We start from the raw sequence: 13,493 nt of genomic DNA, 5'->3' as shown, positions 1-13,493 counted from the left end.
AGCACCCGTCCGGTCTGCTGCCGTCTGCCGGTCTTGCCCGGTCAGGCGGAAGCAAAAATTTGCGCGGTGAGCCGCGCTCTCTTTACCCTAGGATGATGACAAGAAGAACCCCTGATTCTCCGGTGGATGAAATTCCTGTGGTGCGTCCCGCAAATGCCGCAGGGCTTGATTGCTGGTCCTTGCCGGGCAAACCTGCGCCGGATTATGAAACCAGCCTGCCGGATGGCACCGGGACCTGCCCTGACATTTTGGAGACCTGAAAATCCGTGCTGTTTGACGATCCCGATCCTCAGGAAACGATTGCCAGCGTGCTGGTGCCCGTCGCCATTGCGGGAGCCTATACGTATAAAGTGCCGGCCGGCCAGACGGTGGTTCCGGGGACAATAGTCAAGGTGCCGCTAGGGCCCCGTGAAGTTATCGGGGCCGTTTGGGACATTGAGCCGGATGCGGCGATCAACCCGCAAAAGCTGAAAACGATTTCCCGCATCTATCAGGAGACGCCGCCGCTGGATAAGGATCTGCGCCGGTTTGTCGACTGGGTGGCCAACTGGACCCTCGGCGCGCCCGGCATGGTGCTGCGCATGGTGCTGCGCTCAGAAGAGGCCCTGGCGCCGGAAGCGCCGGTGCCCGGAGTGCGCCGGATCGAAGGGGCTGAGCCGGACCGGCAGACGGCGGCGCGCCGGAAAGTGCTGGAGACGATGGCGGACGGCATGGCCTGGACCAAAAGCGGCCTGGCCCATGCGGCCGGGGTGTCGGCTTCCGTGATTGACGGTTTGATCCAGCAACAGGTGCTGGAGGTGATCTCCATGCCTGCGGCCCCGCCGCCGCCCAGGCCTCAGATCGATTTTGCGAAGAAAGACTTGACGCCAGCCCAGCAGGCGGCCGCCGGAAGCCTGATCCGCAGTTTTGACGCAGGCGCAGGCGTGTCGCTGATTGATGGCGTGACAGGGTCGGGCAAGACCGAGGTCTATTTCGAGGCGATTGCAGAAGCTCTGCGCCGGGACCAGCAGGCGCTGGTCCTGATCCCGGAAATTGCCTTGACCGAGCAGTTCCTGCGCAGGTTCGAACAGCGGTTCGGGGTCTATCCCGCTGAGTGGCATTCTGAAATCACGCCAAAAACCCGGGCGCGGGTCTGGCGTGGTGTCGCTTCCGGCGATGTGCGGGTGGTGATCGGCGCCAGATCGGCCTTGTTCCTGCCCTTCCGCGAGCTGGGGCTCATCATTGTTGATGAAGAACATGATGCGGCCTTCAAGCAGGATGACCGGGTGCCCTATTCGGCCCGGGACATGGCAGTGGTGCGCGGTCATATTTCCAGGTTTCCTGTTGTTCTGGCGTCCGCAACCCCTTCTGTTGAAAGCCATGTCAATGCGGAAACGGGCCGCTACAGCCTGGTTGAATTACCGGAGCGGGCCTCCGGGGCGGAGCTGCCGGATTTGAAGGCCATCGACATGCGCATGGACGGTCCGGAGCGGGGGCGCTGGCTGGCGCCGCAGCTGGTCCATGCGATCAAGGAGACGTTTGCGGCTGGCGACCAGTCCCTGCTTTTCTTGAACCGGCGCGGCTATGCGCCGCTGACCCTGTGCCGGACCTGTGGCCACCGGTTTCAATGTTCGCATTGCAGCGCCTGGCTGGTGGAGCACCGCTTTCAGAAGAAGCTCGTTTGCCACCATTGCGGCCATGTGGAGCCGGTGCCCCAAAGCTGCCCGTCCTGCCAGAGCAAGGACAGTCTGGTGGCCTGCGGTCCCGGGGTTGAGCGGGTGGCGGAGGAGGTCTCCGATCTTTTTCCCCAGGCGCGCACGCTGGTCCTGTCCTCCGACCTGCCCGGAGGGCCGGAACGGCTGAAACGGGAAATGAAGATCGTGGAAGAGGGCGGTGCCGACATCGTCATCGGCACCCAGCTGGTGGCCAAGGGGCATAACTTCCCGAAAATGAAACTGGTCGGTGTCATCGATGCGGATCTGGGCCTGGCCCATGGGGATCCGCGCGCGGCGGAAAAGACGTTTCAATTGCTGGGGCAGGTGACCGGCCGCGCAGGCCGGGTCACCGGCGGCGGTGTCGGTTATTTGCAGACCTATAACGCAGAGCATCCGGTCATCAAGGCTCTTCTGTCGGAAGACAAGAAGGCCTTCTATCAGGCGGAAGTCGAGGCCAGGCGCGCGGCCGGCCTGCCGCCATTTGGACGGTTGGCCGCCTTGGTGGTGTCCGGGCCGGACAAGGGCTTTGCCGAAGGGTTTTCCAGGGCCCTGGCGCGGGCGGCGCCGCATGATCCGGCGGTCACCTTGCTGGGGCCGGCGGAAGCCGCCCTAGCCATGGTCCGGGGACGGCATAGATACAGGCTGCTTGCCATGGCCCCACGCCAATTCGATCTTCAGTCCTATTTGCGCCATTGGCTCAGCGCAGGTCCGAAGCCGTCTAAAGGTCTGCGGGTTCAGGTCGACATCGACCCGCAGCATTTTTTGTAAAACCGGTTTGAACGCTACGGAATCAGGTGTCCCACCGCTCGGTTTTGAGGGCTGCAAGCTGGAAAGACACGGGCTTTCTGGCGAAGTTTGGCGCGATTTCGCAGCCAGGGCGGCAGGCCCGCAAAGGGGATTTGAGGCGTGGGCTGCAAAAAACTCCCAAAAATCGGCCAGAACAGTCTTTTGGCGAAGTTGCACACGGTGAAACCCTGTGCTAATTGAGGCGCGGCTTTGGGGGGATCGGCTTAACCGTCATACCTTCTGACCTTGAAAAAGATCATTATTTTCAAAGTTTTGCGGGCGATTGCCGTTCCGTGGGCTTGAAAAAACGTCAGAGAGCACGGACCTGGTGACTGATAACGTATCTCTCGTATCCGGTGTGGCACAGCGTTACGCGTCCGCCCTTCTCGACCTTGCGGAAGGCGATGGCGTCACGGCTGACGTGGAACGGGATCTGACTGCTTTCGAAGGCATGTATGCTGAAAGTGAGGATCTCGTCCGTCTCGTGAGAAGCCCGGCATTCAGTGCAGAAGAGCAGCTTGCGGCGCTCACAGCACTTCTTGACAAGGCAGGCATCTCAGGTCTTGCCGCAAATTTTGTGAAGCTGGCCGCCCGCAACCGGCGCCTCTTCGTTCTTCCCGACATGATCAAGGCATTCCGCGCGCTGCTTGCAGACAAGCGCGGTGAGGAAACTGCAGAGGTCACCTCCGCAGCCGCCCTGTCCGACGAGCATGTCGCTGCCCTGAAAGAGGCTCTCTCGGCTTCAACGGGCAAAACCGTAAACATCGCAGCGAAGGTTGATCCTGCCCTGATCGGCGGCCTTGTGGTCAAAGTCGGGTCCCGCATGGTCGACACGTCTCTGCGTACCAAGCTCAATTCACTCAAGTTCGCGATGAAAGAGGTCGGCTGATGGATATTCGGGCCGCGGAAATCTCCGCAATCCTCAAGGACCAGATCAAGAGCTTTGGCCAGGAAGCCGAAGTTTCTGAAGTTGGTCAGGTGCTCTCCGTCGGTGACGGTATCGCCCGTGTGTATGGTCTGGACAAGGTCCAGGCCGGTGAAATGGTTGAATTCCCGGGTGGCATCAAGGGCATGGCCCTGAACCTGGAATCCGACAATGTCGGCGTCGTGATCTTCGGCTCCGACCGTGACATCAAGGAAGGCGACACCGTCAAGCGGACCGGAGCCATCGTGGAAGTGCCGGTCGGCAAAGGCCTTCTGGGCCGCGTTGTTGACCCGCTCGGCAACCCGCTGGACGGCAATGGCCCGATTGAGGCCACCGAAAAGCGCCGTGTGGACGTGAAGGCACCAGGCATCCTGCCGCGCAAATCCGTGCATGAGCCGATGTCAACCGGCCTGAAGGCAATTGATGCGCTGATTCCGGTTGGCCGTGGCCAGCGTGAGCTTGTGATTGGCGACCGCCAGACCGGCAAGACCGCAATCATTCTGGATACGTTCCTGAACCAGGCGCCGCTGCACAAGTCCGACGACGAAGATGTGAAGCTGTACTGCATCTATGTGGCTGTCGGCCAGAAGCGGTCGACCGTTGCCCAGTTCGTGAAGACCCTGGAAGATGCCGGTGCGCTGGAATATTCCATCGTCGTGGCCGCGACCGCTTCCGATGCCGCCCCGTTGCAGTTCCTGGCACCTTTTGCGGGCTGTGCGATGGGTGAGTTCTTCCGCGACAATTCGATGCATGCTGTGATCGGCTATGACGATCTGACCAAACAGGCCGTGGCCTATCGTCAGATGTCCCTCTTGCTGCGCCGCCCGCCGGGACGTGAAGCTTTCCCGGGCGACGTCTTCTACCTGCACTCCCGCCTGTTGGAGCGCGCCGCGAAGCTCAATGAGGATCACGGCAAAGGATCCCTCACGGCGCTTCCGGTCATCGAGACCCAGGGCAACGACGTGTCGGCGTTTATCCCGACAAACGTGATCTCGATCACCGACGGTCAGATCTTTCTGGAAACGGACCTCTTCTACCAGGGTATCCGCCCGGCCGTGAATGTTGGCCTGTCGGTGTCCCGCGTAGGCTCGTCCGCCCAGATCAAGGCCATGAAGCAGGTTGCCGGTCCGATTAAGGGGGAACTTGCCCAGTACCGCGAAATGGCTGCCTTTGCCCAGTTCGGCTCTGACCTTGATGCCACCACCCAGCGTCTGCTGAACCGTGGCGCCCGCCTGACCGAACTCCTGAAGCAGCCGCAATTCTCACCGCTGAAGACGGAAGAGCAGGTCGCGGTCATCTATGCCGGTGTGAACGGGTATCTCGACACCTATCCGGTGGACCGGGTGAAGGACTTCGAAGAAGGCCTGCTGCTGTTCCTGCGTGGCGAGCACCAGGATTTGCTGAACGCCATCTGGGAGAAGAAGGCTCTGGACGACGACCTGACGGCCAAGCTGAAAGCGGCCATCGACGCGTTCGCCAAGAACTTCGCCTGAGACCACACGCCGGGATAAGGAGCAGGGGCGGCCATGCCGAGCCTGAAGGACTTACGAAACCGCATCGCTTCCGTTAAGGCGACGCAGAAAATCACCAAGGCCATGCAGATGGTGGCCGCGGCGAAACTGCGTCGTGCCCAGGAAGCTGCGGAGGCCGCGCGCCCCTATGCGGAACGCATGGACGCCGTGCTGGCCAATCTCGCGGTGGCTTTTGAGGGCCGCGACGATGCTCCGAAGCTGATGTCCGGGACGGGCAGGGACCAGGTGCATCTCCTGGTGGTTGCTACGGCCGAGCGCGGACTGTGCGGGGGCTTCAACACCAACATTGCCAAGCTGGCCCGTGAGAAGGCCCGCAGCCTGATCGCGGACGGCAAGACCGTAAAGATCATGTGTGTTGGCAAGAAGGGCTTCGATGCGTTGAAGCGCGAATTCGGCCAGCATGTGATCAAGACAGTCGATCTGCGCAGCGTTAAGAATGTGGGTTATGCCAATGCCGATGAAATCGGCCGGGATGTCCTTTCGATGTTCGCCGATGGCGAGTTCGATGTCTGCACCCTGTTCTATTCGACCTTCAAGTCGGTCATTGCGCAGGATCCGACGGCTCAGCAGTTGATCCCGGCTCATTTTGAGGCCGGAGAGGGCGAGCAGGCCAGCGGCGCGCAGGCGGTTTACGAATATGAGCCGGATGAGACGGAGATCCTTGAGGATCTTCTGCCGCGCAACATTTCCGTTCAGATTTTCCGGGCGCTTCTGGAAAATGCTGCTTCTGAGCAGGGCGCGCGCATGTCCGCCATGGACAACGCGACCCGCAACGCAGGCGAGATGATCGACAAGCTGACGATCAACTACAACCGCCAGCGTCAGGCCCAGATTACGACGGAACTGATTGAAATCATCTCGGGCGCCGAAGCGCTCTAGAGCAGTCTGCGCCCGGTAAAGGGCGCAGACTGCCAGACTGGTATTAATGTCGATCAACCGGCTGTTTCCTCATGAAAGCTCAGGAAACAGGTTGATCAAACGGGATCGAGACGAGGATTAGGGATATGGCTGACAAACAGGTCGGACGGGTCACCCAGGTCATCGGCGCCGTTGTCGACGTCAAGTTCGATGACCACCTGCCGTTGATCCTGAACGCTCTTGAAGTAGACAATCAGGGTGTGCGCCTGGTGCTTGAGGTTGCCCAGCACCTCGGCGAAAACACGGTGCGCACCATCGCCATGGACTCCACCGAAGGTCTGGTGCGCGGTCAGGACGTGGTCGACACCGGCGCACCGATCGCCGTTCCGGTCGGCGACGGCACCCTGGGCCGCATCATGAACGTCATCGGGGAGCCGGTGGACGAAGCGGGCGACATTCCGCATGAAGACAAGCGCGGCATCCACCAGGAAGCTCCGACCTTCATCGAACAGTCCACGGAAGCTGAAATCCTGGTGACGGGCATCAAGGTCGTCGACCTTCTGGCGCCTTACGCAAAGGGCGGCAAGATCGGCCTGTTCGGCGGTGCCGGTGTCGGCAAGACCGTTCTCATCATGGAGCTGATCAACAACGTTGCCAAGGCGCATGGCGGTTACTCCGTGTTTGCCGGTGTGGGCGAGCGGACCCGTGAAGGCAACGACCTTTACTGGGAAATGATTGAATCCGGCGTGAACAAGGAAGGCGGCGGTGAGGGCTCCAAGGCGGCGCTCGTCTACGGCCAGATGAACGAGCCTCCCGGAGCCCGTGCCCGTGTTGCTTTGACCGGTCTGACGGTCGCCGAGCATTTCCGTGACCAGGGCCAGGACGTGCTGTTCTTCGTGGACAACATCTTCCGCTTCACCCAGGCCGGGTCCGAAGTGTCCGCGCTTCTCGGCCGTATCCCGTCCGCTGTGGGCTATCAGCCGACCCTGGCGACCGACATGGGCGCGATGCAGGAACGGATCACGACCACGACCAAGGGGTCGATCACGTCCGTTCAGGCCGTTTACGTTCCGGCCGATGACTTGACCGACCCGGCGCCGGCTTCGACCTTCGCCCACCTGGATGCTACGACCGTTCTGAACCGCTCGATCGCTGAAAAAGGCATCTACCCGGCTGTGGACCCGCTGGACTCCACGTCCCGCATGCTGGACGCCCGCATCATCGGTGAAGAGCACTACAACACGGCGCGCGCCGTGCAGGGCACGCTGCAGCGCTACAAGGCTCTGCAGGACATCATCGCCATCCTGGGCATGGACGAATTGTCTGAAGAAGACAAACTCACCGTTGCCCGCGCCCGCAAGATCGAGCGCTTCCTGTCCCAGCCGTTCTTCGTGGCAGAAGTCTTCACCGGGTCCCCGGGCAAGCTTGTGGCTCTGGAAGATACCATCAAGGGCTTCAAGGGTCTGGTGGAAGGTGAATATGACCATCTGCCGGAAGCTGCCTTCTACATGGTTGGCTCCATGGAAGAAGCCATTGAGAAAGCACAGAAACTGGCTGCGGAAGCTGCCTGATCTGGCCAGCAGGACCGGACGCCCGGAGGGTGTCCGGTCTCTTCAAGTCTGATGGCGCAGCCATCTGAAACGTGACTGACAAGGAAGCCGCCAAATGGCCGAACTTTTCCAGTTTGAGTTGGTGTCGCCGGAGCGCCAGCTCCTGTCCGAACAGGTCGCCGAGGTTGTCGTTCCGGGCGCCGAAGGCGAATTTGGCGTTCTGAAGGACCACAGCCCGTTCATGTCCAGCATCGCGCCGGGCATTTTGAAGGTCCGGGCCGATGCAGGCACCTGGACCGAATATTTCGTCCGTGGCGGTTTTGCCGATGTGGCAGGCGGTGGTCTGACGGTTCTGGCCGAGCAGGCCGTGCCGGTCTCCGAGATCAGCAAGGACCAGCTTGATCAGGCGATCCGCGACGCCGAGGAAGATGCGGCCGATGCCAAGGACGACGCAGCGAAACAGAAGGCTGACCGTACCCTGGCGCGCCTGAAAGACGTTGCCGAAGCTCTGAAAGCGGCTTAAGCCAGCTTACAAAGTCCTTTTTATAGCTCTCCAGAACACCGCCTTCATCAAGGCGGTGTTTTTTTTATGTCTATTATTTCAACAACTTACGCAGATCCTATTGCGCGTAACAAGGGAATTACGGAGTTGTAATATTTCATTAACTAAATTAATTAAAATAAATGATAGAGAAAATCACCAATGTATTTTGATTCGACTCGCAAGAATCTGAGTCGGTATTCCGTAAGGAGCGCGATATGACGATACGAAGGAAGATTTTACTTGGATTTTCTTTTGTTGCAATCTTGGTTGCCGTAATTGGAGGCTGGTCTTTCGTCGTTTTGACCAAGTTTGTGAATGACATCGAAGCGATGGGGGACATGAGCGGAGATGCTCTTTTGTCCGCAGAGCTCAATGCGGATATGGCCAAGGTTCTGGTGAACACGAACAAGTATCTGCAGACCCGTTCCGACGAGGCTCTGGGGCAGGCTCATGACTTCATCCGCCAGATGGAGGAGGGCTTGAAGACCGCAGACGCGGAAATCAATAATCCGGCGCGGGTTGAGCTCTTGAAAAAAATCAAGGGCGGTATGGCGAATTTCAAAACGGGGCTCGAGACGGTTGTACAGTTGTACCGGGAGCGGGATGACCTGGTAACAAACCGTCTGGATGTGATCGGACCGGAAGCGCGCAAGAACCTGTCTACCATCAATGAAAGCGCGACCTGGGCCAGCGACTATGAAACCGCAAATCTGGCGGCCAGAAGCTCCCAGAAATTTCTTCTTGCCCGGCTTTATGTGCTCAAGTTCCTGGCGTCCAACACGGCTGAAGACTTTGAGCGGGCCATGGAGGAAATGGCCAAGGTTCAAAAGGAAGCGACCGCTCTGAGCGAAAGCATTGAAAATGCAGACCGCAAGGACCTGCTGGCAAAGACCCTGCCGATGCTGGAAGACTACAGACAGGCCGCACAGCGGGTTCATGATATCGTCGTGGAGCGCAACGAGATCCGGAACACGGTGCTGGATCATACGGGCACTCAGATCAACGCCTGGGCTGCGGAGATCAAGGAAAGCGCAGTTGCAGACACGGGCGTGATCGCTGACAACACGGTGGAGCGGGCCGTCTTTGCGGAATACCAGATTGCCTTTGTGGCTGCTATTGGCTTCCTGGTGGCCGTTGGCCTGTCCGTGATCATCACCTTCAGCATTACACGCCCTCTCACCCGGCTTGTGGCCGATGCCACGCGCCTGTCGGCGGGAGACACATCTGTCGCTTTCAAGGAAGCTGAGCGCAAGGATGAGATCGGCACGGTAGCCCAATCGGTTGCCGGGTTCCTGGACGGGGTTGTCCAGCGCCAGCAACTGGCGGAGCAGCAAGAGCAGGAGCAAGAGGCCCGTGAGGTCCGCAATGAGAAGATTGCCGCTCTGATCGACACATTCAGCAAACAAAGTGCCGGTCTGCTGGAAGTGGTCGACGGTGCGACAATCGCGTTGCAATCCACTGCGACCCAGATGACCCAGACGGCCCAGGACACCAGCATGCAGTCGGCGGAAGCCGCTAGTGCTGCCGAAGAGGCGACAACCAACGTCCAGACGGTCGCGAGCGCCACGGAAGAGCTGTCCGCCTCGCTTACGGAAGTGAGTTCCCAGGTCAGCCACTCCACCGGTATTGCCGCGAAAGCCTCGTCCGAGGCGAAAAAAACCAATGCCCAGATCGGAAGCCTTGCGACGGTCGCTGAGGATATTGGCGAGGTCATTGGGCTGATCCAGAACATTGCCGAACAGACCAACCTGCTGGCATTGAATGCCACCATCGAAGCGGCACGGGCCGGCGAGGCGGGCAAGGGCTTTGCCGTTGTGGCAGCGGAAGTGAAGGACCTGGCCAGCCAGACTGGCAAAGCGACGGAGGAGATTTCCCAGAAGATCTCCGCTATTCAGGAAGAGACCAAGGATGCCGTGGGCGGTATTCAGGTGATCAGCGAGATCATCGATGAAATGAACAGCGTTGCCACAACCATTGCCTCGGCCATCGAGGAGCAGTCAGCGGCGACGGGCGAAATTGCAACCAATGTGGATCAGGCCGCCGGGGGAACCGGGGTTGTCAGCAGCAATGTTGCCCGTGTCTCCCAGGCCGCCAGCGAGACCGACGCGGCCGCCAAGGGGGTGTTGGACGCTTCGGAAAAGCTGGCCCAGCAGGCGGAAGAGATGCGGTCCACGATTGAGACCTTCTTGACGGAAGTCCGGGCCGCCTGACGCAAGGTGATATGATGGCGCCTATTTGATGGGCTTTGCCCCGGATGTCTTGTCATCAAAATTAGGGTGAGAGAATTGAGACCTTCTGGACCGCGACCTGGAAACAGGCCGCGGTTCGCTCTTGGAAAGGGTTGGGGCTGGTCAGGCCTGTTCCTCGAAATGCTGGAAGCCGTCCCGGCCTGCATTTTTAACCGCATAAAGGGCAACGTCTGCTTTCTTAAGAAGGGGGCTGGCGGCATCTCCAGCCCCTTGGATGGCGGCAATACCGACACTGGCACTGATCAAGATGGAGTTGCCTTCGATCTGGTAGGGCCTTTTGAGTTCGGTGACGATGCGTTGAGCGATGCGCGTGGCCAGCCCCCGTTCGGCTTCGGTGTTGCGCACGATCACTGCGAATTCATCGCCCCCCAGACGGGCGACTGTGTCCTTGGAACGCACACAATCCTTCAGCCGCGTGGCAACAAGCGTCAGAAGCTCATCCCCGACATGGTGCCCATAGGTGTCATTTACCGGCTTGAACCGGTCGAGATCGACCATCAGAAGGTCGCTGGCTTCGCCATAAAGCTGTGAGCGCGTGATTGCATCTTCCAGCTTGAGATTGAACAGCGTGCGGTTGGCAAGTCCCGTAAGGGTATCGTGATGGGCGGCGTGGGTGATCTTCTCGGTGGCCCGCTCGCGCAGGGTGACGTCTTCATGAGTGCCGATCCAGCCGCCATCGGGCAAGGGGGTGCGAACAATGCTCAGGACCTTGCCATTCGGATGCCTCAGGGTTGTCCGTACGACCTCTCCCGCATCTAGCCGGTCCCGAAGGGCCAGGTAATAGGCGATGGAGTCGCCGTCAAAATGGTTGCGCGATTTCTCAAGCTCAAGCACGTCAATCAGATGCATGCCTTTTTGGACTTCCCCTTGCGGTTTGTCGAAGAGGTCCAGGAATTGTTTGTTCCAAAGAGAAATGCGGCCTTCATTGTCGAAGACGCAGACCCCTTGGCGCATATTGGCGATAACCGCTTCCAGCTCGTTCAACCGCTTGGTGGCCAGGCGTTCCTTTTCCACCAGCTGCTCTTCCATCCGTTTGCGGTCGGTGATGTCCATGATGCTGGTGACATTGCCGCCATTGGCAAGGGTGGTGCCACGCACCTCAAGCACGCGGCCTTCCGACGTTGTGCGTTCATAGATATGGGTGTTGGAAGAGCCGTATTTCCGGATACGCTCTTCGGCGATCTCGTCCGGTTTGCCCGGGCCGTAATCCCCCCGTGCGGCGAGGAAGGCGACTGTGTCTTGCAGTGTTGGGGGCGGGTCCTTCTGCAGGAACTCTTCCGGTATGTTGAACAGGCGCACAAATTCCGAGTTCCAGGACGACAGGATCTGGCCGCTGTCGTGATGGACAAGACCCCCCGGGAAGTTGTCAAAAAAGACCTGCAGCGTTTCTGCCTGCTGTTTCAGCTTGGTGATATCGGCCAGGGAGATCACAGCTCCGGCCAGATCATGCTCACCACTTGGTTCGATGCTTTGCGCATTCATGCGCAGCCAGCGCAGGCGGCCGCTGGGTTCATCCCGGACCTGAAGTTCCACGTCCCGTATTCTGCCGGGATCCCGGATTGCGAGTTTGAAAGGATTGACGGACGAACCGTCAACGAGACTGGGCATCTGAAACGACACTGGCAGGTCGTGCGCGCATTTCCCGGTCAGGTCCGTGTCTGCCAGGTTCTGTCCGGTCAGGCCCAGCAAATCCATGGCGGCGGAGTTGAGGGAGCGGATGCAGCCTTCCGGGCAAACCAGTAAAATGCCTTCCTGAAGCGCTTCAAAGGTGGAGCGGCGCACGGCTTCGGCCGCCCGGGCTTCCTGGTCTTTTTGGCGGGCCCGGGTGATATCCAGCAGCACGCCGACAAGCCGGCGCACCGATCCGTTTTCGACGACTGCATGGCCGGCCAGCCGGACCCAGATCTCCTGGCCTTTGGCATTGGTCAGTTGCAGATCCCTGTCCCAGCTGACGCCATCGCGGAGGCCCTCGTGGAAGGCGCTTTCCAGGACGTCCCGGTGTGAGGGACACAGGAACGCCAGAAGGGTATCCAGGTCAGGCTCGAAAGCGGCATCCACGCCCAGAATGTCCCGTGTCTTGTCGGTCCAGGTCATCAGGCCGGTGCGGGGGTCATAGTCCCAGCCGCCAACTCCGGACACTTGGGCGATTTCGGTCAGGAGACCCTGGTGTCTGTCGGCCTTTGCCTGTTCCTGCTCTGCTTTTTCAAGGGCCTCCCGCGTTTCGTAGCCCGCCTTCAGCGATTTGATCAGACCTTCGACCACTTTGGCTGTATTGCGCAATTGCGTCACTTGGACGTCTGTAAGCTGGCGGGGCTTGTGGTCAATGACACAGATTGTGCCAATGCAGTTCTGTCCATCCAGGGAGATTGGGCAGCCGGCATAGAAGCGGGCCCCGAGAGGTCCCGTGACCAGCGGGCTGTCCTGGAAGCGCGGATCTTCCAGAGTGTCGGGAACAATCAGGATATCCTGACCGAGAATGGTGTGGGTGCAAAAGGAATTTTCCCGGCGGGTTTCAGGGGTGTCCAGGCCCACAGCCGCCTTGAACCAGACCTTGGTCCTGTCCACGATCGATATCAGCGCAATCGGGCATTCCAGCATATGAGACAGGTTGGAAACGACCGCATCATATTCTGGCAGATGCTCAGAATTCAGAATGGCTAGCTTCCGTAAAGCTTCCAGCCTTTCATTTTCATTCTGTACCCTTGCCAGCGCCATTTCCGATATAGACTCCGTATTCGCACGTCTCCGGACTCTGGTATGTTATAGTATCGATTTAATAATCATATCAATGCAATAAACTGAATAGAGAAATATATAAACGCAATGAAGATATTTGTATGCATCTGCTATTTTTCATTTTCATTTGGAATTTTAATTCTCTGAGTTTTCTTTATTGTTAAACTTAACTAGGATTTTGTGGCGCGTTCATTTTGGTTTATTCACAGAAAAGACACGGCCAGAGACCATCTCGTTGCTTCGATCAACTTTATTGCGAGAAGACATTCAGACCATCCTCACCAAATAAGACCCTGTTTGACCGTGACATGAGAGCGTTCAGCAAGGAGCCTGTCACAGGGCGATGTGGGGCATCGTCCAAGACGCGCGACACGGCGGAACGCTTCCATGTCGTGGACTTCGATGGGTTTTTGAATGCGCCGGGCTGCATCACGCCGCTTGCCCGGCCGCCCAGGCCGATCTGCGCGCGCTTCCTGGTTGGCGAACCTGAAAAACATCCAATAGGGTCTTTTTTGGTGAGCGTGGTGTCAGCCATAGGTTCTTGAGAAAGTTCCCAAGGGGCAGACAAAAGAAAACCCGGCACGAGGCCGGGTTTCAAGGAGTGTGGGGAACCCCACGA

At 59.0% G+C, this 13,493-nt stretch carries 8 protein-coding genes; 7 read left to right on the top strand and 1 reads right to left on the bottom strand.

The genetic code is table 11. The features are described from left to right. The first annotated feature begins 266 nt into the window (after positions 1 to 266). From ACXAIC_RS04720 to ACXAIC_RS04690, 7 genes are all read left to right on the top strand, one after another. Entirely contained in the window at positions 267 to 2,462 is a 2,196-nt protein-coding gene (locus ACXAIC_RS04720) for a primosomal protein N' (protein ID WP_475174154.1), read from the top strand. A 346-nt stretch (positions 2,463 to 2,808) separates the two neighbouring features. Further along, positions 2,809 to 3,369, top strand: coding sequence for a F0F1 ATP synthase subunit delta (locus ACXAIC_RS04715; RefSeq protein ID WP_475174152.1), 561 nt, complete (start codon positions 2,809 to 2,811; stop codon positions 3,367 to 3,369). Further along, on the top strand, positions 3,369 to 4,898 hold the full coding sequence (gene atpA, locus ACXAIC_RS04710) for a F0F1 ATP synthase subunit alpha (protein WP_475174150.1): 1,530 nt from the start codon (positions 3,369 to 3,371) through the stop codon (positions 4,896 to 4,898). The genes ACXAIC_RS04715 and atpA overlap by 1 nt, the downstream gene beginning before the upstream one ends. Positions 4,899 to 4,931: 33 nt before the next feature. Then, on the top strand, positions 4,932 to 5,816 hold the full coding sequence (locus ACXAIC_RS04705; RefSeq protein ID WP_475174149.1) for a F0F1 ATP synthase subunit gamma: 885 nt from the start codon (positions 4,932 to 4,934) through the stop codon (positions 5,814 to 5,816). Positions 5,817 to 5,941: 125 nt separating this feature from the next. Beyond that, the gene (gene atpD, locus ACXAIC_RS04700; protein ID WP_475174147.1) at positions 5,942 to 7,366 is read left to right on the top strand and encodes a F0F1 ATP synthase subunit beta; all 1,425 of its coding nucleotides are present in this window, start codon (positions 5,942 to 5,944) and stop codon (positions 7,364 to 7,366) included. Between the two features lie 94 nt (positions 7,367 to 7,460). Then, positions 7,461 to 7,868 (top strand): F0F1 ATP synthase subunit epsilon, encoded by a 408-nt coding sequence (locus ACXAIC_RS04695; protein WP_475174145.1) that lies wholly within the window; start codon positions 7,461 to 7,463, stop codon positions 7,866 to 7,868. Between the two features lie 332 nt (positions 7,869 to 8,200). Next, positions 8,201 to 10,099: a methyl-accepting chemotaxis protein gene (locus ACXAIC_RS04690; RefSeq protein WP_475174142.1), complete on the top strand. Its 1,899-nt coding sequence runs from the start codon at positions 8,201 to 8,203 to the stop codon at positions 10,097 to 10,099. Positions 10,100 to 10,240: 141 nt separating this feature from the next. On the opposite strand, the gene ACXAIC_RS04685 is transcribed toward ACXAIC_RS04690, so the two are convergent. Then, the gene (locus tag ACXAIC_RS04685; protein WP_475174139.1) at positions 10,241 to 12,853 is read right to left on the bottom strand and encodes a PAS-domain containing protein; all 2,613 of its coding nucleotides are present in this window, start codon (positions 12,851 to 12,853) and stop codon (positions 10,241 to 10,243) included. Positions 12,854 to 13,493 lie beyond the last annotated feature (640 nt).

The sequence above is a fragment of the Roseibium sp. AWQ4_254 genome, assembly GCF_056161025.1.
Note: the sequence above shows the minus strand (reverse complement) of the source record. Positions and strands in the feature narration are given on the sequence as shown.